At 34.9% G+C, this 22,894-nt stretch carries 25 protein-coding genes and 2 pseudogenes; 14 read left to right on the forward strand and 13 right to left on the reverse strand.

Annotated elements, in window-relative coordinates; translation table 11 throughout:
- Positions 1–119 precede the first annotated feature (119 nt).
- Positions 120–722: a hypothetical protein gene (locus RCG22_RS04145; protein ID WP_308105855.1), complete on the forward strand. Its 603-nt coding sequence runs from the start codon at positions 120–122 to the stop codon at positions 720–722.
- A gap of 239 nt (positions 723–961) precedes the next feature.
- Here the strand turns inward: RCG22_RS04145 and RCG22_RS04150 are convergent, their stop codons facing one another.
- Entirely contained in the window at positions 962–1,459 is a 498-nt protein-coding gene (locus RCG22_RS04150) for a P-loop nucleotide/nucleoside kinase family protein (protein WP_308105856.1), read from the reverse strand.
- 214 nt (positions 1,460–1,673) lie between these two features.
- Between RCG22_RS04150 and dltX the strand changes: the two genes are divergently transcribed.
- The 7 genes from dltX (at position 1,674) to RCG22_RS04185 (ending at position 8,128) form a co-directional block, all read left to right on the forward strand.
- Positions 1,674–1,826, forward strand: a complete 153-nt coding sequence (dltX, locus tag RCG22_RS04155) for a teichoic acid D-Ala incorporation-associated protein DltX (protein WP_374049424.1) — start codon at positions 1,674–1,676, stop codon at positions 1,824–1,826.
- Positions 1,827–1,836: 10 nt separating this feature from the next.
- Positions 1,837–3,357: a D-alanine--poly(phosphoribitol) ligase subunit DltA gene (gene dltA / locus RCG22_RS04160; RefSeq protein WP_308105857.1), complete on the forward strand. Its 1,521-nt coding sequence runs from the start codon at positions 1,837–1,839 to the stop codon at positions 3,355–3,357.
- Positions 3,354–4,502, forward strand: coding sequence for a D-alanyl-lipoteichoic acid biosynthesis protein DltB (gene dltB / locus RCG22_RS04165; RefSeq protein ID WP_308105858.1), 1,149 nt, complete (start codon positions 3,354–3,356; stop codon positions 4,500–4,502). Before dltA ends, dltB begins: the two co-directional genes overlap by 4 nt.
- A 17-nt stretch (positions 4,503–4,519) precedes the next feature.
- Positions 4,520–4,753: a D-alanine--poly(phosphoribitol) ligase subunit DltC gene (dltC, locus tag RCG22_RS04170; RefSeq protein WP_374049425.1), complete on the forward strand. Its 234-nt coding sequence runs from the start codon at positions 4,520–4,522 to the stop codon at positions 4,751–4,753.
- A complete protein-coding gene (gene dltD / locus RCG22_RS04175; protein ID WP_308105859.1) occupies positions 4,753–5,931 on the forward strand; it encodes a D-alanyl-lipoteichoic acid biosynthesis protein DltD in 1,179 nt (392 codons plus the stop codon). The genes dltC and dltD overlap by 1 nt, the downstream gene beginning before the upstream one ends.
- Before the next feature lie 282 nt (positions 5,932–6,213).
- Complete coding sequence (locus RCG22_RS04180) at positions 6,214–7,083, forward strand: cation diffusion facilitator family transporter (RefSeq protein WP_308107086.1); 870 nt, start codon at positions 6,214–6,216, stop codon at positions 7,081–7,083.
- A 460-nt stretch (positions 7,084–7,543) separates the two neighbouring features.
- Complete coding sequence (locus RCG22_RS04185) at positions 7,544–8,128, forward strand: helix-turn-helix domain-containing protein (RefSeq protein ID WP_308105860.1); 585 nt, start codon at positions 7,544–7,546, stop codon at positions 8,126–8,128.
- A gap of 501 nt (positions 8,129–8,629) precedes the next feature.
- Here RCG22_RS04185 and RCG22_RS04190 read toward each other — a convergent pair.
- Positions 8,630–9,109 carry a PAS domain-containing protein gene (locus RCG22_RS04190; RefSeq protein ID WP_308105861.1) on the reverse strand — a complete coding sequence of 160 codons (480 nt, stop codon included), beginning with the start codon at positions 9,107–9,109 and terminating at the stop codon, positions 8,630–8,632.
- Between the two features lie 175 nt (positions 9,110–9,284).
- Here RCG22_RS04190 and RCG22_RS04195 point away from each other — a divergent pair, with 175 nt between their 5' ends.
- Entirely contained in the window at positions 9,285–9,782 is a 498-nt protein-coding gene (locus RCG22_RS04195) for a YhcN/YlaJ family sporulation lipoprotein (RefSeq protein WP_308105862.1), read from the forward strand.
- 106 nt (positions 9,783–9,888) lie between these two features.
- Here the strand turns inward: RCG22_RS04195 and RCG22_RS04200 are convergent, their stop codons facing one another.
- The 7 genes and pseudogenes from RCG22_RS04200 to RCG22_RS04230 form a co-directional block, all read right to left on the reverse strand.
- Positions 9,889–10,044, reverse strand: a complete 156-nt coding sequence (locus RCG22_RS04200) for a hypothetical protein (protein WP_308105863.1) — start codon at positions 10,042–10,044, stop codon at positions 9,889–9,891.
- 100 nt (positions 10,045–10,144) lie between these two features.
- Complete coding sequence (locus RCG22_RS04205; protein WP_308105864.1) at positions 10,145–10,756, reverse strand: class I SAM-dependent methyltransferase; 612 nt, start codon at positions 10,754–10,756, stop codon at positions 10,145–10,147.
- A 177-nt stretch (positions 10,757–10,933) separates the two neighbouring features.
- Positions 10,934–11,179: a hypothetical protein gene (locus RCG22_RS04210; RefSeq protein WP_308105865.1), complete on the reverse strand. Its 246-nt coding sequence runs from the start codon at positions 11,177–11,179 to the stop codon at positions 10,934–10,936.
- Positions 11,180–11,515: 336 nt separating this feature from the next.
- On the reverse strand, positions 11,516–12,049 hold the full coding sequence (locus tag RCG22_RS04215; RefSeq protein ID WP_308105866.1) for a hypothetical protein: 534 nt from the start codon (positions 12,047–12,049) through the stop codon (positions 11,516–11,518).
- A 439-nt stretch (positions 12,050–12,488) separates the two neighbouring features.
- Positions 12,489–12,986: a YhfM domain-containing protein gene (locus RCG22_RS04220; RefSeq protein WP_308105867.1), complete on the reverse strand. Its 498-nt coding sequence runs from the start codon at positions 12,984–12,986 to the stop codon at positions 12,489–12,491.
- Positions 12,987–13,233: 247 nt separating this feature from the next.
- Positions 13,234–13,707, reverse strand: coding sequence for an SMI1/KNR4 family protein (locus RCG22_RS04225; RefSeq protein ID WP_308105868.1), 474 nt, complete (start codon positions 13,705–13,707; stop codon positions 13,234–13,236).
- Positions 13,708–13,927: 220 nt separating this feature from the next.
- Positions 13,928–14,203, reverse strand: a pseudogene (locus RCG22_RS04230) (P-loop NTPase family protein); the annotation flags it as partial.
- Positions 14,204–14,546: 343 nt separating this feature from the next.
- Between RCG22_RS04230 and RCG22_RS04235 the strand changes: the two are divergent.
- Positions 14,547–15,770 carry an IS110 family RNA-guided transposase gene (locus tag RCG22_RS04235; protein WP_308105869.1) on the forward strand — a complete coding sequence of 408 codons (1,224 nt, stop codon included), beginning with the start codon at positions 14,547–14,549 and terminating at the stop codon, positions 15,768–15,770.
- A 173-nt stretch (positions 15,771–15,943) separates the two neighbouring features.
- On the opposite strand, the gene RCG22_RS04240 is transcribed toward RCG22_RS04235, so the two are convergent.
- The gene (locus RCG22_RS04240; protein ID WP_308105870.1) at positions 15,944–16,225 is read right to left on the reverse strand and encodes a hypothetical protein; all 282 of its coding nucleotides are present in this window, start codon (positions 16,223–16,225) and stop codon (positions 15,944–15,946) included.
- A gap of 356 nt (positions 16,226–16,581) precedes the next feature.
- Here RCG22_RS04240 and RCG22_RS04245 point away from each other — a divergent pair, with 356 nt between their 5' ends.
- Genes RCG22_RS04245 through RCG22_RS04255 form a run of 3 tightly spaced genes read left to right on the forward strand, consistent with a single transcriptional unit; the run spans position 16,582 to position 20,076 of the window.
- Positions 16,582–17,709, forward strand: coding sequence for a tyrosine-type recombinase/integrase (locus RCG22_RS04245; RefSeq protein ID WP_308104587.1), 1,128 nt, complete (start codon positions 16,582–16,584; stop codon positions 17,707–17,709).
- On the forward strand, positions 17,699–19,696 hold the full coding sequence (locus RCG22_RS04250) for a tyrosine-type recombinase/integrase (RefSeq protein ID WP_308104352.1): 1,998 nt from the start codon (positions 17,699–17,701) through the stop codon (positions 19,694–19,696). Before RCG22_RS04245 ends, RCG22_RS04250 begins: the two co-directional genes overlap by 11 nt.
- Complete coding sequence (locus tag RCG22_RS04255; RefSeq protein WP_308103758.1) at positions 19,696–20,076, forward strand: DUF6262 family protein; 381 nt, start codon at positions 19,696–19,698, stop codon at positions 20,074–20,076. Before RCG22_RS04250 ends, RCG22_RS04255 begins: the two co-directional genes overlap by 1 nt.
- A gap of 203 nt (positions 20,077–20,279) precedes the next feature.
- On the opposite strand, the gene RCG22_RS04260 is transcribed toward RCG22_RS04255, so the two are convergent.
- Positions 20,280–20,711 (reverse strand): hypothetical protein, encoded by a 432-nt coding sequence (locus RCG22_RS04260; protein WP_308105871.1) that lies wholly within the window; start codon positions 20,709–20,711, stop codon positions 20,280–20,282.
- Positions 20,712–20,997: 286 nt separating this feature from the next.
- On the opposite strand from RCG22_RS04260, the pseudogene RCG22_RS04265 reads away from it, so the two are divergent.
- Positions 20,998–21,742 (forward strand): annotated as a pseudogene (locus RCG22_RS04265) (tyrosine-type recombinase/integrase).
- A gap of 152 nt (positions 21,743–21,894) precedes the next feature.
- Here the strand turns inward: RCG22_RS04265 and RCG22_RS04270 are convergent.
- Together RCG22_RS04270 and RCG22_RS04275 are read right to left on the reverse strand one after the other, a co-directional pair.
- Positions 21,895–22,356: a hypothetical protein gene (locus RCG22_RS04270; RefSeq protein WP_308105872.1), complete on the reverse strand. Its 462-nt coding sequence runs from the start codon at positions 22,354–22,356 to the stop codon at positions 21,895–21,897.
- Between the two features lie 230 nt (positions 22,357–22,586).
- Positions 22,587–22,745, reverse strand: coding sequence for a hypothetical protein (locus tag RCG22_RS04275; protein ID WP_308105873.1), 159 nt, complete (start codon positions 22,743–22,745; stop codon positions 22,587–22,589).
- Positions 22,746–22,894: the final 149 nt, after the last annotated feature.

Here is a 22,894-nt window from a genome sequence, read left to right on the forward strand (position 1 = left end):
ATCAGCGGTTATGATTGTTTTAGACTGCGCTTAATAAAAATTTCTCTTATAGGGACATTAGACTCTGAATATATTAAATATTGGGGTCTTTAAATATAATTAGGTAAGGAGATTATGCCATGAATGGACAGTTAAACAGTGAGGCCGTAAAGGAAGCCAATTCCAATCGTTGGGCAAGAGCAGCCAAGATATATGGTATTGGTTATATCGCGGCCCTTTTTCCGGGGATAATTTTTGGGCTTCTTTTAAGATTGGTAATGGGTTTCATTGCTTATTTTTTCCCTCATATGGCAAGTGGGTTTCATTTGTCCGGAACCCTGTTAATCGTATTCCTCGGTATTGCTGTAACCTTAGCAAACAGTATCTGCTACACATTCATTTTTCATCGTTCCAGAAAAAGCTGGCTGGTTAAAGGGTTATTATTTGGTTTGTTACTATTAATTGTTTATGGAACTCCTTTGTTTCTGTCCAATCCAAACAATGAATTATTTGGACCACAAGCACCGTTAGGAATAGCCTTATTTTCGGCCTCGTTTTTTATCGGATCCTCCCTTCTTGCCATAGTGTTTGAGTACATGTCAAAATGGTTCGACCAATCAAAAGGAAGGCTGAAACTTGCCTACCTAAGCTTTGCCATTCTTTCCATACCAGCCATCCTCGTATTAATAAATATGTTTATCGAGATTTTTACCGAAATGCTGCCGAAAATAATAAAATACTAACTTTTCGGTGCCTGAACTTCTAGAAGTTGATAAAATAGGTTAAACATTTGTTAATAGCTACTTTAACGTTTAAAAAATGTAACCAAATTTGTACCGATTTTTGTATATGTTTTTAAAATTAAATGGCTCAGTTCACTGTACTGAGCCATTTCTTCTATCACTCACATTTCATTTTATATCATATAGAGCACCCCCTAGAACGAAAGGTCCTCTATACACACGAATCATTGAACTCCTTGTTATTCTTTTCCGCTAAACTCTACAATATTTAAACCCTCGGATGCATCTGGTGCTTCAAAAAATTTAGTAACATGAATAAACACCACTTCCGTGTCAAAAGCTGCTCTTTCGGGTTGTTCGTTACGCCTTTGTGCAATTTGACGTAAGCATTGCTCGTTATTTAGATTAAGGAAAATTAGTTGATGGCTTGCATTGACCTCTGACGCCATATCCAAAAACCACTTTCGAAGTTTTTGAGTGTTAGCTGGAAAATCCATCACTACATCTGTACCGACACTTAATATGTTTTGGACATGCTTTTTAACCAACGGCTTGAGCTGCGCTGAGAATTTTAGATAGTCCTCAAATGATGCAATCTGATTGGGATAAAGAGATGAAAGCCATTCATCCTCCGACAACAGTACCGCATGTTTATCTATCGCCAATTGTTTTGAGTTAGTTGATTTTCCAGCTCCCATTTTTCCACAGAAAAAGTATAGCGTCCCCAATTGTTTCATATTTTTTACCCCCCTCGCTTATTTTAGTTTAAACCTTTTACTTCGTTAGTTCCTTTTCAAAAATATTAAATTCCTCATACATTTCCTGCTCCCTTTATTCTAAATTCAACTAATCTATCAAAAGCCAAGGATTAAATTTTGATTAAAATCCAAAATCAAATAGGATTTTATAGTAAAATCATCAAGTGCTTTACTTCCCAGTTAGGAGGCATTTATGAATTCATTCTTTCATTATGTAAAATCTTTATTCTGTCATCCTACCACAAGGTGGATGATGAGATTGTTATTTTATTTATTAATTCTGTTAGGCTTACTAACCATTTATGGATTTAAAAATTCCGGTACTTTTATTTATAACGAATTTTAGAGGTGACACTATGAATTTTTATTCACAACTACAAAAATGGTCTGAATTATATCCTGAAAAGACCGTTTTTTCATGCGGAAATGAGAGCCTTACATATAGGCAGCTTTATCATATGTCCGAGTCTTTAGCTTATTTTTTAGACAATCTTTTGCTAGATGATTCTACTCCTATTGTGGTTTATGGTCACATGGAACCATTAATGCTTGTTTGTTTTTTAGCATGCGTTAAATCAGGTCATCCATATATTCCGGTTGATACATCTATTCCAGATGAAAGAATTGCAAAAATTATAGAAGATTCTGGAGCTAAAATGATGTTGTCACCTATTGATCTGCCTCAAGTAGGTTTGGAACATCTATCCCATCCTTTGAATGGAGATCGTTTACGGGATGCACTCGTAAAGAATCAAGGAAAAACCGTTTCTTCCGAGTCATATGTTCTCAATGATGAAAACTTTTATATCATCTATACGTCAGGGAGCACAGGAAATCCAAAAGGTGTCCAAATTTCTTACAACAATTTAATGAGTTTTACTCACTGGATGATGAATGACTTCGGTTTAGCAAACCATCAAGTCTTTTTAAACCAAGCACCTTTTTCGTTTGATTTGTCAGTGATGGATCTGTTCCCTAGTTTATTCTTAGGAGGAACCCTTTGGATGCTGCCCAAAGAATATGTGGCAGCGCCTAAAGAATTATTTTTATCGCTTGAAAAATCCTCCGCGAATATTTGGACATCTACTCCATCCTTTGTGGACTATTGCTTATCGGATGAACAGTTTTCAGCAACTATACTCCCTGAATTAACAACATTTCTATTTTGTGGAGAAGCATTACCAAGTGCAACGGCTTTAAAATTGAGAAAGAGGTTCCCAAATGCCACTGTATTCAATACGTATGGTCCTACTGAATGTACAGTAGCAGCAACAAGTATCACTGTGGATGATTCTTTGATTGAAAAGTACGAATCATTGCCAATTGGCATTTCGAAAAAAGATGGCGAAGTTTATATTCTGTCAGAATCACTTGATGAACAACCAGATGGGGAAAAAGGTCAAATTGTTATAACCGGACCTCATGTGAGCAAAGGGTATTTGAATCAACCAGGTTTGACTCGTAAATCATTTTTCGTCCTCAATGGGCAGCCTGCTTATAAAACAGGAGACCTTGGCTATAAAAAAGATGGATTGCTATTTTACGCAGGAAGAATGGATTTCCAAGTGAAAGTGAATGGATACAGAATGGAGCTTGAAGAGATTGAGGCACAGCTTTCTTCCCTGCATTTAGTACAAAACGTTATGATTTTACCTAATTACAAAGACGGGAAATGCGAATTTTTAACAGCGGTGATCGTCCCAGCTTCACATAAATTCGAAAAGGAATTTCAACTTACCAGTCAGTTAAAAAAAGAACTGCGTACTCTTTTACCGCAATACATGATACCGAGAAAGTTTGTTTATCGCCCGGCTCTTCCGATGACAAATAACGGCAAGGTTGACCGCAAACGAGTATTACAAGAGGTTACTGCATGACGCCCTATGCCACTTTACTTTATTTTATGATTGTGGGCATCTTGCTTATCCCTGTCGTCGCAGCGGGATACAGGCAAAAGAGGTTAGGTGGGTATAATGCTTTCGTTACGGTTGTCATTCTCTTTCTGGCATTTGGAGCTGACCTTCACCAAGCGTATTCCCTTATGGCCTATGTCATTTGGGAGATCATCCTTGTTTCTGTTTATTTACGGTATCGATCAAAGCAAAATTCGTCACTGGTCTTTTATCTAGCTATTTTTCTATCCATCATCCCTTTATTGTTAATAAAAATCTTGCCTGCCTTCGAATTGAATAACTGGTTTGGCTTTTTAGGAATTTCTTATTTAACCTTTAAAAATATTCAAATGGTCATTGATATTCGAGATGGCTCGTTAAAATCTTTAACCTTAAAAGAACAGCTTTCGTTTTTATTGTTTTTTCCAACCATTTCCTCCGGTCCAATCGACCGGTACAAACGTTTTAAAAAGGATATAGACACCGTACCTTCCGGAGAAGAGTATCATGAGCTTCTTTATAAGGGAATTAATAAGATATTTTTAGGCTTTTTATATAAATTTATTATCGGATTTCTCATCAATAGTAAATTAATTTCAACACTTTTTATCCAAAACCATACGCTGCTATCCGATATTAGTTATATGTATTTGTACAGTTTATATTTATTTTTTGACTTTGCAGGATACAGCAACTTTGCCATCGGTTTCAGCTATATTATGGGGGTTAAAACGCCTGAAAACTTTAATCTTCCTTTTTTGAGCAGAAATATTAAAGACTTTTGGAACCGTTGGCATATGTCACTTTCATTTTGGTTCCGAGATTATGTGTACATGCGATTCGCCTTCCTGATGCAAAAGAAAAAGTGGATCAAAAACCGTTTCACCATTTCCTATCTAGGTTATCTGCTTCTCTTTTTATTAATGGGGGTATGGCACGGTCTGGAACTTCACTATATTGTGTATGGGTTATATCATGCTCTATTAATCATCAGTTTTGATTGGTTTACACGAAAAAACAAAAAATACTCATTCTGGAAAAAGAATAAATGGACACATGCAATCTCGATCGTCATCACCTTCCACTTCGTTTGCTTTGGATTTTTAATCTTTTCCGGTCGATTATTTTAATATTAGGAGGAATTATAATGTCAGTAAAAGAGACAGTGTTGGATATTTTAGAAGAGATTTGTGATTCAGATATTGTAAGAGAAAATTTAAATATCGATTTATTTGAGGAAGGTCTATTGGATTCGTTCGGAACGGTTTCATTGCTTGTTGAAATTGAAGAACGTTTAGAAATCACAGTGGGGATTTCTGATTTTGACAGAGAAGAATGGAATACTCCGAATGCAATTATAGGTCAATTGGAGAATCGGTAATGGTCCGCTCCTCCTTTAAACCCCTGATTGTGGCAGTCATCTTATTTTCAATGCTTTTGTTTTTTCCAGCCCTATGGTTACTGCCTTTGATTAATGATAAGTTGGTGGAGCGAGATGCAGCAGGATTAGACAGCAATATGTTTCAAGGCTATTTAGTTCAACAAAAGATGTTAGAAAATCCTGCCTATTTGCCTATTTATGGTTCTTCTGAATTGGCTCGATTAGACCCTTTTCATCCGTCAAACTATTTTCATGTGAATCCACAGGGCTTCACGCCGTTTTTAGTCGGAACCGGGGGAACTGAGGCACTCATTCACTTTTTAAACTTTTCAGCTCATGCAGATCAGTTAAAAGGCAAAAGGATAGTTTTCGTCTTATCACCACAATGGTTTGTGCCTAAAGGCTCGGATGAATCCCACTTTGCACCCAACTTTTCTGTTTTACAAGGATACCAATTTGCGTTAAATCCAAAAGTGAATCGCCCATTAGTGACAGAAGGTTCAAAGCGCCTTTTAGCCTTTAATGTAGTCAAAAGTGATTGGATTCTTTCTTCTCTTTTGGAGGCGAATGTATATCATGATAAATGGCACCAAACCAAAGCCATAGTCATCAAGCCTTTAGCTTATGGTTTTTTACATTTGTTGGAACGAAGAGATTTAATCCTTTCTTTACTAGATGTCCATTTGAAAAAACTTCATCCCAAACTAGCCCTCACACAGAATAAATCATGGGCTGAGCTTGAAGACGCTGCCACCCAAATGGCTGCAAAAAAAACAACATCCAATCCGTTCTATGTGAATGATTTGTATTATAAAGCCATGTTACAACCTAATTTAGATAAACTTCAAGGGTATAAAAAGGGAGCAAGTTATGCAAAATCTAGACAATATCAAGATCTGCAACTGGTCCTCGATGTACTAAAAGATGCCCATGCAAAACCTTTATTTGTTTCCGTTCCAGTCAATGGTTACTGGTCGGATTATACCGGTTTTCCAACCAAAGGACGCACGGATTATTATGTGAAGGTTAAAAAACAAATTGAAAAGAACGGATTTCCTATTTTAGATTTATCCGGTCATGAGTACGATAAATATTTCTTTAAAGATACGATCCATCTGGGGTATAAAGGATGGGTGTCTGTTGACAAAGGTATTCTACAATTTGAAAAACAAAAATAATACGAAAAAGTAGCCTAATCCCAAACAATCCGTAGAGTATTCCCTAAAGCCAAATAAGATAAATAAAAAAATGCTTGGCACTATGCTAAGCATTTTTTTATGGAATTAGAAAAAAGGATCCCCACTATGATTTAACTTTTAGTATTCTAGGATAAGTTTTTTCCCTTGTGCAACTTAGTTGTATATCCCTTATTTATATAAAACAAGGCAAAAAGATTGCTCTAGACCCACCCGTATTTTACCTGTTATCATTATCTCGTAGCTTTGAGTGGGGGAACTGGAATGGAACAGGAAAAATATAATAATCTTAAATTAGGTGAACGTGGAGCTATTATTAGTATCATTGCCTATATATGTCTTTCAATCTTAAAACTAGTTATTGGATATGTAAGTGATTCCGATGCTTTGCAAGCAGATGGTCTAAATAATACAACCGATATCATCGCTTCTATTGCAGTACTCGTTGGACTTAAGATTTCGCAAAGACCCCCTGATAAAAACCATCGATACGGACATTGGAAGAGCGAAACGATTGCTTCTATGGTCGCTTCCTTTATCATGGTAGCGGTGGGTATACAAGTGTTAATGGAAGCGAGTACCTCTATATTTCAAGGAACGAAAGAGTCACCAAATATTATGGCAGCATATGTTGGTGTTTTTTCAGCGTTCGTTATGTATTTTGTATATCGTTACAACAAGAACTTAGCTCAGAAGATTCATAGCAAATCTTTAATGGCAGCTGCAAAAGATAACATTTCGGATGCTTGGGTAAGTATAGGAGCAGCCATAGGTATTTTCGGTTCACAATTAAATATGCCTTGGCTAGATAGTGTCACTGCTATTGCTGTAGGACTGTTAATATGTAAAACGGCTTGGGACATCTTTCGAGTAGCATCCCTTGAACTTTCGGACGGATTCGATGAAGATAAAATCCATCTTTATTACGATGTCATCAAAGAATTGGATGGCGTTAAAGGAGTAAAAGAAATTAAAGGAAGAAACTATGGAAATAATGAAGTATTAGATGTTGTTATTCTTGTTAATTCTACGCTTGGTATTAAAGAAGCCCATGATATTGCCACCTTTGTTGAAAAAGTCATGACGAATGAATATGGCGTATATGATGTTCATGTTCATGTAGAGCCAAATTAAACAATAATTTACATAATTAGTTGTTATGAGAATGGATAAGTCCTCGTCATCTTTAAAAAAACAACCATCCTACTATTTTACAACCATCCGTTTGATGGTTGTTTTTTTCGTATCATACACCCTCTAATTGATTTCCGCTAACACCAATCTCATATTTAATTGAACCTAAATTTTAAGGGGTTTTTCAATTTCTTCACCTACAATACCAATATAACTAACCATTTGCACTAATTGAATGGGGAGGTTTTTCAAACCATCCATGGTCCATTGGAAAACGGCCACTAGATCTCATTTACTAGAATAGCTTCATTATTTTGTGTATTAAAACAGAATAGCCCTCCTATGTGCAAGATTAAAAAACACAGCAAAAAATACCTATATGAAGTGTAACTCCACGGAGCGTTTGTTGTTGCCAACCCTATAAACCTCTATGATGAAAATAGAGCAGGAGGAGACTTTGATGGATAATAGTAAAGTTGGAGAGCTAATTTATCATTTGCGAAAGGAAAAAGGACTAACACAGAAACAATTAGCTGATCAAATGAACATTTCTGATCGGACGATTTCAAAATGGGAGCGTGGATACGGCTGCCCAGATGTAACGCTTTTGCCAAGCTTATCAACCCTATTGGGGGTAAATATAGAAAATATTTTAGATGGAAAATTATCGTCGAATGAATTTGTAGGAGGAAATATGAAAAAGTCGAATTATTTTGTCTGTCCGTCTTGTAATAATTTTGTATTAGCAACTGGAGATATAAGCCTATCTTGCTGCGGGAGAAAGCTAGAACAATTAGAAGCGAAGAAAGCATCCGACGAAGAAAAGCTATTAATTACAGAAATTGATCACGAATGGTTTGTTTCAAGCGACCATCCAATGACAAAAAATCATTATATATCATTTATTGCTGTTGCTACGGGTGATCAAGTTCAGATCATTAAACAGTATCCTGAATGGAGTTTACAAACACGTATCCCAAAACGTAAACACGGCAAACTGTTATGGTATGACACCCAATTTGGCCTATATTACCAGCTTTTATAAAATAAAAACAGGTTTGTCTATAACCTTTTGAATCAAGCTATCATAATATAAAGTAATCCTTTAACTGAAAAAACATTTACAATACCTCTTTCCAATGAAAGCGTCTAATGGACGCTTTTTTATTGTTGATGTTCTTGTTGGTATGAGAATTCATAGACGGAGAATTTCCGGCTAAAGTATTTAAAGGAAGCTTAAGTAGCAAATATAAGCGGAACTATTCCGACTAACTGCTCCAAATAATACCAAATCCAAAGATTTGGATCATATAGGCGGAAAAACTCCCCTTATTTTTAAGGAAATATGGGTATTTTTCAAAATAAACGGAATTTTTCCGTTTACTTTTCTGACTCTTATCATTCAGCAAGCCCCTATTAATTTCCTTCCCTATGTTTCTGGCAGCACATGGACCAGCAAAACGTGAAACTCTATTATTAAAAAAAACACATTGAATTAGGGATTCAATGTGTTTTTCAGCAGCTTCTCCAAGGAGAAGGATATTTTTTATATTACAGGCTTAACAGCTTTAAATTCGTCAATAGTTTCAGGGGTATTTTTGCCTTCTTTTCCTTTGAAAAGGTCGATATTAACGGTCACATCCATACAGCCAAGGTAGTTGCCATTTTCATCACGTACTGCCATGAACTTTTGGTAAATCTGGCCAGTTTCACCTGTGCGTTTTGGGAACCAGAATTCCCATTCGTCGCGTGCTCCTGAACGGAAATCATTCAACAATTTTTCAACGTGGTGAGCCATTTTTGGGTGAAGCTCAAGCACAGGGCGACCAATTGCTTCTTTACGGCGACCATGCACGCGGTTTGGGTTATTTGAATACCAGCGGAATATATCGTTGGCATCGCAAAAGCCCATTTCAAATGGCAAAAGATTGATGATTGAATCCAAAGTGCTTGCTTTAATCGCACCAGTTTCAAAATTAATCACAGCTTCAGGACTAATTAAATCTGACAATTTTTCTTCAGACATATATAAATCTCCTTTATTAGAAAAAATAATTTAAATATTAGTGGGTAAGAAAATCGCCCGTTACTATTATAACCTTTTTATTACTATTAGCCAATTCATAGTTTGCTTCTGCATAATCATTTAAGGAAATGGAGAACTTAATCTTGTTTAACTAAATTCACGGAGGGAATACACCATGAAAAAGAGCCTAATTTTAATTGCAGTCCTTATATTTAGCCTTGATTTAACTGGATGTGCCAGAAATAACGTAAATAAAAATGATCTTGTAAATCGTGACGAAAATGTGACAAGGAACAACATCACCAACGTCAGGGACAATAATGATTACGAAAATAGATCTAGAATGAGAGTTGCTGATGATGCAGCTAAAAAAATAGCTGACCTGAAAGAAGTGGACACGGCAAATGTCATTGTTACAGAAAATAATGCATATGTAGCCGTAAAGCTCACGTCTACCTCCCGTAATAAGGATACCTATAGTATTGAACATAAGATTTCACAAAGAGTGAAATCCACAGATCGAGATATTGATAACGTTTATGTATCAGAAAACCCTGACTTTTATGATCGCATGAATATATATGCCTCAGATATTCGTAATGGTAGACCAATCTCAGGTTTCTTTAATGAGTTTACTGAAACAATCCGTAGAGTATTCCCTAAAGCCAAATAAGATAAATAAAAGAATGCTTGGCAATATGCTAAGCATTCTTTTATGGAATAAGAAAAAAGGATCCCTACTGTGATTCACCTTGAACTAAAGCACAGTTACTTTAAGGTCAAAAATTATTGGGTCCGAAAGGATTTTCTGGAGGATATTCCTCTAACTTATCAGCTGTCCTTTCATCTGGTGAAGTCGTCCCAGACTTTTTATCAAAATAAATGGCTATTCCAGCCAATATAATGATAGGTGTAAAAATATAAATCCATATCATCATAACACCTCCAAACTAACCAACGAATCTTCATTTTCATTCACAAAATAGTATCAAAACTATTTTTTTAAGTATATCGAGAACCCTATGTTTGTATCCTTTATTGTAAATTCTTTAAATTCCGTTTGAGAGATAAAGGTTTCGATTCATTTATGCTGTAAGCTAAACTCCTTTGAATAGCTCCAGCAATGTATGCCATCATCCCCTTTAACCCCATATTTTCCGCAACTTTTTTAGTTGCTTTCAATGAAGCTTTTCTGTTCAAGTCTATAATCAGAACTATACCACCTGGCTTTAATACTCTATGCATCTCTTCCAAAGCTTTAATTGGCTCTTTGAAATTCTTAAAGGCAAGAACACAAATAATAAAATTGAATGTATTTGATTGAAAAGGCATATTAGAAACATTTCCTTGTAGGAAATTGATTTGAACGCCTGCCTGCATTGCATTTTTAGAACAAATTTCTACAAGGTCGCTACTTATATCCATTCCTGTTATTTTATAATTTCCAAGTTTGGATAGTTCAATTGAAAGATAGCCTGCTCCTGGTGCTATCTCAAGCACAGTATCTCCGTCTTTGATATAGTTAATTACCTCGTTTGCTTGTTCCTGCATCTCACCAATGCGATGTTCACGAGTCATTTTGTCATAATGTATTGCTTTTTCACCGGCAAGTTCTAAATCTTGAGACCGAAAAAAAAATTTCAGCATAACCATAATCTCCTTTGGCTAAATTCCTTTTTATCGGTAAAATTATACGCTCGAATATATAATTACTAACATAATTACTGAAATAAAAAGATTTAGATTGGCAAGGCATTTCTAAAATTCAAATTTCTTCTTCCCAAATCAAAAGCTTCTATTCCCATTCTAATTCATTTTTAGATGCTAAAAATGAGCGTTTTCTATACTCAGTTCATATTTTATTTCATCAATAAGCAGAGTGGAAATCTTATTAACGGTCACTTGATCAGCAATTGAGATGGTTTCTATTTTCTTCCCCTCTTTTGCTAGGTGCGAAACAACGGCATTATGAAACTGCTGAGGTTCTTTGTACCACTTATACCAATCCTCTAACTCAAATCGGATAACATTTCCACTCTCAAATAAAGATTTCTTGATTTTTTCAAACATAATTTACTTCTCCTCTCTTATTTTATAAAAGGAGTCCTTTTTTCATTTACATTATTATACAACAACTTTTTATTCTTTGAAGAATTTATAACTATATTGACAATAGCAATTGTCATCCAATTATTTTCTACGCTAATTCAAGTGTCAATATGGATTAAAATCCCTCAATATCAATAAAAAGGCCCACAGATTTCTCGGATTGAAGAACTAAGGCAGTTAAACCTGCCTCACTACCGCTAGAGTGATATTCTTCTTTAAAAATCCCCCAAAAATTTATGTTTCTTTTTCCATAATACCTTTTTAAGGAAGTCCTCTTAATAAATTTCCTTATTCATTTTAAAGATTTAGCCCATCAATTGTCTTGAAAATTCTTGAATAAACATCTTTTATATTTTCATCATTCTTTTCATCGTTATATAAACCATATCCCCAACTCTTCAATTTACCGTTTTCTTGTGAAGTAAGCATTCCAACAGCATAATTACTACCAGCAGCCCAATTCCAAGTATGATCGTACTTTGTATCTTTCAAGGAAAAAGGAATATGACTTTTAGTTGAAATAAAAAAGAATGGTATGGTTGAATTTAAGTAAACATCTGCATACTGGCTTTCAGCAGCTTCGATAAGGTTTTCTTCCGTAATAAAAACAGCATCATAAGAACCTATTTCCTTATTTAGTATTTCATCGAAAGTAATTTCTTCAAACCTAACTTTTTCTTCTTTCACTTTTGGTGGTTCTCCAATTACTGCTATTTCTAAAGATTTCCCTTCATACAATTCAAATGGTGGACTTTGATTACAAGCTGTTAGTACCAATACTAGAATAAACAATGAAAAATTATAATATTTAATTCCCTTTATACATTTCATATGTAGCCCCCTATATCACATATTAACATAATATTCCATTACCCTTCTGAATAAATTAATAAATAGGTCGAGAACTCTCCTCGACTTATTGCATATCAATAATAGTTTCTAATCGGTTGGTACCAGATTTACCAGTCTATTTTCTTACGACTGTTTTTTAATTCATTCTTTAATCTCTCTCTTAAAATCTGTCCCTTACTATATAATGGTGGATAATTCTTCAACATTGATCAATCCTTTTTCAACTAAACTGCCCCGTTAGCATAACGGAAAAAAGACCGTCTCAGCGTTCATTTCTTCAACTCTTGCTGCTTAAGTACATTTCTTAACAATTTAAGATACAACGTCATGGCATAACCGAAAAAGTTTTTGATATCAAAGATATTATTTACTTAAGATAAATACAATCGGCAGAAATTTTATGTCAATTGTTTTTATCTCATTGAACATATCTGCTAAAATCGACAATTAAATCTGTTGGTAGTTTATACAATGTATTTAAATCCTTTTCATTCATAAAAGAACCACCGTCATTATGTAGCCATAATAAATACCTAGAAAAAGTTTTATCTTCGAAAGTTATTGTTATAAGATAATTAGGCGATTTCATATCAAAAATACCTTTCACTTTTTCTGCTCGTTGGATAGCATTAACAAATGTTTTAAGTTCAATTGAGTTATATTTGTGATAAGTATCGTGTGGTTCCTTTACATCCAACAAACTTTCTCCAACTCTTGATACAGTTACATTAATTACTGTTTTTCCGTCCAATTTTACAATCTCAATCTCGTTCTTTTCTTTGCTTTCCGTTTCAATAGTATTGTTTTTTTCTTTATCCTTCGGTTGATTGGCTTCTTTTTCACTACATCCAAATAATGATAGAACTATTAGAAAAATCATAATGAATAATTGGTATTTCCGTTTGTCTAATAACAATTAAATGCCCTCCTATTAATATTCCATTCCTTATTTAGACAATATTCTCCATTAAGTTCGCAAATCCTTTTAGTTAAAAAAGGTGTCAGATTTCCGACACCTTTTAATAAGTTAATCCCATTCATTTAAGAAACAATTTTATTTAAGTAACCTACACCGTTAGCACAAGAAGAAAGCTGCCAAAAATTGCAGCTGGAACACCAACTCATGCACCCTTAGTTGAAGAAGAGAGGTAGTACAAAACTGGTTAGATTATTGCATTCTTAAACAAAGAAGTAAGATCTTCTGCTAATTGATTTTTAGAATGATCATCGTGGTATATTCGAAATACGCTTGGCTGCTTTGAACTTAGCTTTACATATATAGGGTCACCGCTTCCGTGGGAACAACTTGCTAAAAAAACAAATCCATCTTCTAATACCGATATTCCAGGTTCATATTTAGTGCTTTCATCAAATATGTCATCCACACCACCCCATATAATATATGAAACGCCATCATAATCCTCATCAGGTTCATCTTCTTGAATTCCGAATTCTGCATTTATTAAAGGGACGGTTGTATATAATTCGATATACCATTCTGGCAATTTTATTTTAAGTTCTTTTTCTAATTTTGCTAAATCACTTTCGGTTGCCGTTTTGCCAACAAAATCGGGATATTTTAACTTAATTCTTTCTTTAAGCCTCTTGGCTTCGAAAATTACTTCATTATTTGTCATTTTCCATTCTCCCATACGATTTTATCTTTTTAGAGTTCGGTTAAGTCCAATAAAATCCTGCTTGTCGCAATAATTCTTGTTGAACTAAACTGTTCATTTAATGCAATTAGAAAAGCTGCCAAAATGACAGCTCCCTTCTTTAACTATTTCTCCCTGTTAGGACCAGAAGATTGACTTATAAAAGTGGTAATGTAGCACTTATTAATTCGTCTTCCTGATTTAGATAGAGGGGTAGTTCTAAATAAATTAAAGTATCAGCACTTTCTGCTCGGGTTTCAAAAGTATTACTATAATTACCTTCAATAATCCATTGATGCAGATTCAAAATTTCCTTTTGTGCTTTTGAAAACTCCCCTAGTGTGGCTTCTATCCAGCCAGGCTTCCAGTATAAAGCATCTAAATGATAAACATTTATATTCGTGGCTTTCCCCAGTCTTCTTGCAAATGTTGACTTCCCTACACCTGCTGAAATTCCAATAACCATGATTCGATTCAAACCATTGACACCTACTTTCACTGACCTCTCACTTTGAAGTCTATGCAATTTTTCTATTTCCTTCTTTCAGATAACTGCCCGTTAGCCACCCATGAAGCGCAAAAATCAGCGCTTCACCACAGAGAATGAAAATGGTCACGAACCGTCAATACTGATTCTACGGCTGGGAGAGGAAGGTCGCTTAACTATGGTGCGTTAGAGCCCATCCGTTAGTCTGACTCCACCGACCACGGTGCACCACTGACTGTCGCTCCCTTACGGGAAGCACACATGGTAGATTAATCCTATTCTGGTTGTTGCACCAGCCTCTAAATTAATGATCGCCGTAGAAAGGATGTTTTCAATGGATGTAGTCATTGAAAGAGCATGCGGTATGGATGTCCATAAGGACAATATTACTGCCTGTATTATGACACCTGATGGAAAGGAGATTCAAACGTTTTCTACTAAAACTGTATTTCTACTACAGTTGGTTGACTGGATTAAACAACATAATTGTACCCATGTCGCCATGGAGAGCACGAGTGTTTATTGGAAGCCTATTGTGAATTTACTGGAAGCTGAGGATATTGAGTTTTTAGTGGTGAATGCCCAACATATGAAGGCAGTTCCGGGGCGCAAGACAGATGTCAAGGATGCAGAATGGATTGCCAAACTTCTTCGCCATGGACTACTTAAAGCTAGTTATATCCCTGATCGAAATCAACGTGAACTGCGTGAACTCGTTCGCTATCGTCGAAGTATTATCGAGGAGCGTGCCAGACAACATAATCGAATCCAAAAGGTGTTAGAAGGCGCGAACATTAAGTTGGGATCTGTTGTTTCAGATGTGTTAGGTGTTTCAGCACGAGATATGCTTGATGCCATTGCCGATGGTGAAGATGGTCCTGAAAAACTAGCAAACTTCGCTCGACGGACTATGAAAAAGAAAAAAGAGGAACTCGAACTCGCCTTAAAAGGCTATATCAATTCACATCAACGCCTCATGTTAAAAACGATTTTAGGTCATATAGATTTTCTGACTGAGCAAATCGAGATGCTGGATCAGGAAGTTGCGGACAGAGTAAGCTCTCATCAAGAAGATGTAGCAAGATTGGATTCCATTCCTGGTATAGCGACCAGAATGGCTGAGCAAATCCTATCCGAAATTGGGACTGATGTAAAGAACCAATTCCCCACTGCAGCTCATATGTGTTCTTGGGCAGGCTTGGTTCCTGGGCAAAACGAAAGTGCGGGGAAAAGAAAATCAGCCAAGACTAAAAAAGGAAATAAGTATTTAAGATCGGCATTAACGGAAGCAGCTCATTCAGTAAGAGGATCCAAAAACTATCTCGGAGCACTGTATAGGCGTACAGCATCACGAAAAGGCAAGAAACGTGCTGGTATTGTGGTCGCCCACGCAATGTTACGTATCTCTTATTATCTCTTAACCCGAAAAGAAATGTATGTAGACTTAGGCGAAGACTACTTTGATAAGCAGAGACAACAATCTATCGTTCGGCATTCACTGAGACGACTCGAAAGTTTAGGATACACCGTTACGTTAGAAAAACCTAAAGCATCTTAATCCAGTCAATTTCTAAACCATAGATCCATGAATCTGGCGCTCTCCCCTTTTTTAAAAAATGAATGAGCTGCGTCCTCTTTAGGATTGCCTTTTTCTCTGAGTTACAGAAGTTTATTTTCATGGTAGTTCAATAAAAAAAGAGTTGCCGCTGCAACCCAACCATAAAGTTATGTTTACGATTCAATTCCTTTATTTTTGTTTGGGCGGAACCAAAAAACAATAGCTAAAATGACTTCAACGATTGGAACTAATATCACAAATTTTATCCAGTTTTCGGCTCCAAACAAATAAAATGCCATCGGAAAAACCGTTAAAGCACTTAATAACAATAACCATCCAGATCTCTTATTAATTCCAAGCCATAAACAGAGAAGTGAAATAAATACAAATATCCAAATTAACAACCCAACCCAATGAAAATTACTCCAAGTGATTAATTCTTTTCCTATTTTCAAATATCAACACCTCTTTTTACATTTGATCTTCTAAAAATTTTAAGTATTTTCAATTTAAATTCTATACAAATCAATCGAAATCCTTCCTAAACTAAACTGCCCCGTTACTTCAATAAGAAAAGCCGCCTATGATAAAACACAACTATAATTAGGGATAGACCTTAACGTATTCTACGTGGGGTTTATCCCTTTTTATTGTACTTTATTGACAGTAAAACCCTATTTCATAATTATAGTAGTCAAAGTATACTACGAAGGTACATTCTGTTTTGTTGAAATTAGGATAAGTCCAATATGATTGAAATTTACTAATGGAGTAAATTCCCCATTAAATAAGTAAAAGAGGATGGTTGGTTATGAAAGTCCAAGAGATCATTGTCTCAGGTAATAGAAAGAGATATTTACTTCAAGATAACCATGGGGAATTTGTAAAACCAGTAGTAAAATTCCTCAAGTATATGGACAACACTGGATCTTCCAGAAATACACTCCGTTCTTATTGCTTTGCATTGAAATTATTTTTTGAGTTTCTGGAGCAAAAGCAGGCAGATTACAGGGATATCGGAATTGACAATATGGCGGAGTTTGTTAGGTGGCTTCAGAATCCCTATCGGGATTTAAAGGTAATTAATATAAAACAAACAGATGTTAAAACGAGAAAGGCTTGTACAATTAATATCTATCTTGACAAGGTCTACTCATTTTATGATTATTTGATGAGGCATGAAGACTACGCTTTGGATTTATCTGAGCGTCTGAAAAGTCAGATACTCGCCTCTAGGGGTAGTTTCAAGGGCTTTCTCCACCACACACTTAAAAATAAATCAAAAAATATTATGATTTTGAAACTTAAGGAACCAAGGGAAAAGTTAAAAGTTTTGACATCAGAACAGGTACAAAAATTAGTTGATGCATGTCGGAACGTCAGGGATAAATTTTTATTGGCACTTCTTTATGAGACAGGCATTAGGATTGGTGAAGCCCTATCACTTCACCTTTCTGATATTGTTCCAGCAGCAAAAAAGATCACAATACGAGATCGTGGAGAACTTATTAATGGTGCAGAGATTAAGACAATATGTAGCCCCCGCACGCTTGATATATCAAATGAATTAGCTAACCTTTACCGGGCTTATATCATAGATATTCATACAGACGAGATTGATACAAATTTTGTTTTTATAAAACTTCGCGGGGAACAAAAAGGGAGCCCCCTCGATTATCATTGCATTCAAGCACTTTTTAATCGTCTTAAAGCAAAAACTGGAATAGATGCGACACCCCATATGTTACGTCATACAAATATAACGGAGTTATGGAAAACAGGTGAAATGCGTCCTGAAACTCTTCAAAAGCGAGCAGGACATGCCCATGTGCAAACAACAATTCAAATGTATATTCACCCTTCTGAAGATGATATACGGAATGATTGGGAGAAAGCTATGATGCAAAAACAATTAAGGGAGGAGAAAAATGAAGAGTAACACTGTTGCTTATCAACCCTGCGTAACATCCGAGAAAACGGCAGTGATTCAAGAGCAATTGTGTGGGTATTTTGAAAATGATGTATGGGATTTAACAAACTCCTTTTTTAAGGTATACGGTGGTGGTAGTTCTTGGTCCGCCTCGAAAACAAAAATAGATTTTACATTCTTATCTAATTCAATTAGACATGAAATTAAATTTTTCTTCGCTAATAAATTGGTGAATGAGAGTTTATCCCTTAGTACATTAGTGTTGTATTCATTTTCACTTGTACACTTAAGTCATTTCTTGGAGAAATATTATTCTAAGATTGAGAGTTTGGTAGATATACCTTTTAATCAGGGCTTAATGAAATACAAAACTTTTTTGACCAATACAGGTATCAGAATAATAACAAAGAGTGGCAATAACTCCTCACATATTACAGTTTTTAATTCAATTATTAAATATTTATCTCACTTCTATGATACACGGGAAGAGCTTGAGAAGGATGTATGGGATTTGAGAAAGATACCGAATGCAAGGTATACAATAAACGGAACCCATTATCTCCTTTCTTTTGAGAAAATCCCTACACCATTTCGAAAAATAGTAAAGGAATATTGTGCTTATGCATTAACCTATTTAAGTCAGGGTAAATTAGCTGGTCATATTATAGGGATCAGTAGTTATTTAAACTACGTTAAGGGACAACATCCAGATTGGAAAGATTTTAGCCAATTAAAAAGAGAAGACATTGAAAAGTATTTAATTTATTTTAATCAGAGTAACTCCTCTTATAGCCCATATTATAGGAATTTTTTGATTTCATCTGTTAAATACTTTTTAGAGTATCTTCAACGTTCTGAACGATCTGAAGCTCCGTTAAAGCATATCGGCACATTATTTTTTAGGGAGGATTTTTTGAAGCAACCGAAGCAAAATGAAAATCAAATTAAATATATTCCTGAAACCGTCATGAATCAGTTGGAGCTTCTTATAAACCTGAATCCAGAAGACGTTAATCCACCTATGAAGGATAATGAAAAAGAATATGTACCAATTGTGATATTACTTATAGCTACCGGATGGAGAATAAGTGATATTTTGAACCTCCGGTTCCAAAATTGTTTGATACCCACAAACAATGGTTATTATTTACAAGGAGATATTCCAAAAACAGATGTGAAACAACACCGAGTGCCTATTGATAAGGAACTAGCTAAAGTTTTACAAGTCATTATAGAGCAAACAAAAGACAAAACAACACATAAGAACAATCCCGAAGGGTATTTATTTGTTCGAACAAAAGGAAAACGGAAGGGAAAACCTTTCACTGACCAAAGTATTCGCGATGCATTAAATCGTTGGGCTGAAAGATATTCCATTGTAGATCAAAACGGAACTGTCTATCACTTTGGAAACCATGCATTCCGGCATACAAAAGGTGTAGAATTAATCAACCTTGGAATGAATTTAACTCACATTATGAAATGGTTTGCCCATTCTTCACCTGAAATGACAATGAGGTATGCCAAAATTGCCGATGATACCCTTAGAAAAGAATGGTTAAAGGCACAAGAAAAAAAGGGTCCACTCTTACGAGTTGACCTTGGTATGGCGAGAGTATCAGAAATGAATTTGGATGAGGACCTTATCCATTGGGAATATATTCAAAGTAATATTGAGGCAGTACGTGTTCCTTTAGGCTATTGTTTGGCTTCTAAAAAAGAGGGTTGTCCATATGTAATTACACCTTGTTTAACATGTCCTAATTTTTGTACAACCCCCGAAAATCTTCCCGATTTTAACAGAGAAATCAAAAAGGTTGAAGAACATATAGAAATGACGAGGCATTACCCAATATACAACGAAAAAACGCTAGAACAATTGAACAATCTAACAAGAGTTAGGGATCAACTTACCGAGGGTAAAGCTCACCGTGGTTCTAGTGCCAAAAGAATATTACTACAAGCTCAGGAAAGAAAAGATAGTGTGGTGAAATAATGAAACACAAAAGAAATACTGAGGCAGTCGTTGCATATGCAAAAAAGAAAAAAGAAGAAACAGTTGATAAGGTTGAACAAACGATTAAACAATTGATCCAGCAGAATGAAAAAATAAATTTCAATACTGTTACAATCGCAGCAGGAGTTTCTAAGTCTTATTTATACAACCAAACTGAACTAAGGGAAAGGATTGAAACCCTTCGTCAGCAACAACGAGAAGTGGCATCTCCAAAGAATATAAAGAAGAATATGAATGTTGAGAATAAAGATAGCTTAATTCAAGTCTTTCGCGAACGCATTCGAGAATTAGAAAAGGAAAACAAGCAATTAAAAGAGGAAATTAAAAGAGTTAACGGTAAGCTATATGAAAACTTTTAGGAGACAACTTTATTACGAAAATTTGAAGAAAGGCTCTCACGTTGTGTACATATACACAACGTGAGAGCCTTTTATTTCCTTACATTTTAATTATTTTAGTCTTGATTTTAAATAGGCAGCTGGATCTTCAACTATTGCACCCGATAGTTTAAGTGCTATTGTTCACAATCTCTTTTACACTTAATATAACTCCAAATATAGGGTTAACTCTTGAATATAAATTTTTTTAGCAACAATCCTAATGTAATACCAAAAATGATGGCACTGAAAATATGAGAATAATAATCATTGATGGGTCTAATATCGATATACTTACCTTCTATTAATGATGTGAATAATAGTTCACATACTAACCAGGCAAATAAACTGCCCACGGTCGTTTTTATAACTAAATGGCATGAACCAAACTTTTCAAATATAAAGTAAAGTAAGACTGCATAAACACCACTAACTAAAAAATCTACAATTAATCCTATGGTAAATACAGGTCTGTTAAATGTAATAATAAGACTTGCTAATTCATAAATACCAAACTTTCCATAGCCAAAATGTGCAAATATTCTCGAAGCAATCTCTCCTGGTATTGTTGAAAGTACACCTAATATACCTATTCTTAACATCCTATCTTGGATCATATCATCATTCCTTAATCTTAATGTGGACAAATTTAGTATTTAAATTATATAAAAATTTATACGTAATGTTGGAATGTTCAGCTGATTGAGCCAAAATTAACACCTACTTTATAATAATGGTTAATATATTAAATTCTCTATTGTTTTTACCATCACTTCTTCAACTATCCTGCCCCGATAGTTGAAGATTGCGGTACCGTATCAAATTCAATAATCAGGTCAATAATTCCCCTAAAAATAGAATTTTTAGGGGAAAGCCTGGGAAATTTATGAATCTGATAAACGGATTGAAGGGTTCTCCCAACAGACTTTAAAGGCCTATAAACTTCAAGCGTTGTTGGTGATACGGTATTTTGAGGATGTAAAACTCGAAACCATTACTACTATCAAATTAAAAGAATACTTGGCAAAGTCAAGTGAAATCTAAAGCCATCCAGCTTAGCTCACCGAATACGTTTTATAAAGTCACTTTTCCATTGGTCACACGAGGAAGGACATATTTTAACGAATCCGGCTACTAAATTAAAAGAACCTAAAGTAGGAAAAAGAATCCCCCAATTTTTAACGGAATGGGAAATCGAACACTTACGGGAAGCCTGTAACACTCATATGGAAAAGGCATTATTCGAATTTATGTTTTCAACTGGTTGTAGAATTGGTGAAATTGTATCCAAAAAAACAGAATTAATTGGTCAAACCGTTTTGCAATTGTTCTTGGAAAAGGTGATAAAGAGGAGTTTATTTTAATATTCGTTGTGAAATTTGGCTTAAACGGTACATAGATAGATCCACATAGAATGACCATTGCTCAGATGAGATACATTATTAGGCGTATTTCTAATAGAGCAGAGATCAACATAGGAATTCATCCACACCAACTAAGACACAGCTATGCAACTCATTTGTTGAATAACGGGACACCCCTTGATGTTATCCAAAGTCTACTTGGTCACCAGAAGAGCGAAACCACAAAAATTTATGCTCAATTAAGTGGAAGTCTTAGACAAGAATTATATAGAAAATATTTTTAACAAATGCATCAAGTATTAAAGAAAGCAACGCATCGAAATTGACGTTGCATTGTTTAATACTTGCACCCGTTACTTTAAGTACAGTATTTCACAAACTGTGACTAAACGGTTTATAACTAATTTTAAGCGATATGGATTTTTTAGTAGTTGTTTTAGAAGTTCTTTATGTAAGTATCTGAATCAACTTCAGTAGATTTATATGTTTCCTCACCGTTTTTGGTTGATATAGTTAATTTGTTCTTCTGTTTGTTAAGTTCCAGAGAGATTTCATCACCTAAATTCTTGGTATTTACAAAAATTCCAGAAAAATTATTTTTATTTTGAGTAGTTACACTGAATATCCTTGTATTTTCGCTCTCATTCTTAACGTATTGCTTTAATTGATACCTTCCGTGATAATTTGAAATAACTAAATAAGAATTCTCATTAACCCAAAAGCCATATAAGCTCGAAGGAATTATTTGATTTAAAACCGATGGTTTATTTTCTTTTGAAGGGCGACTTTGAAATTCAACTATTTTGTTTTTTACCTCCTTTTGTAAGTCCTGCTGATCATCACAAGCTGATAAACTTAAAAGGAACGAAACGACTACTGCTGCCTTTAATAATTTCAAATTCCTATTCCCTCCTTAAGTGGAAAAGAATTATAAATATATATGCTATGTAACCCACAGAAACAATCCCGACAACCGACTGCCCCATTACACTAATCCTCTTTGAAATAGTGACTTTCCAATTTTTATCCATAATACAGATTGTAAATAATAGCACTTAAATTAAACTGTATGTTGCTCAATAAAAAATAGCGTTGCACAATCAAGACCTTGTTATAAAGCCCTGTGTTTTAACTGTTCCTTCTCAGTCCAGCAATAAAAGTACCAACCAAACCTCCAACTAATATAGGGAATATATTATCCCACTCAAAATTCCCTTTAAACAAACCAATAATAATAAAAGTACCTATCGCACCTATACAAAACTTAATAAAAAATTTAATATCCATAAGGAACCACCTAGAGGGGAATATTTATGTTTATACTTATTCCACATTTTTGGCTTAATTTCCTTCTTTAACTTTCCTGCCCTTATAGCACAATAAGAAAACGGGATCTCCGCAGCCATCCCGTTAAATTAAAAAGATAGGATTATACC

Source organism: Neobacillus nitrireducens, from assembly GCF_030915405.1.
Lineage (GTDB): Bacteria > Bacillota > Bacilli > Bacillales > Cytobacillaceae > Neobacillus.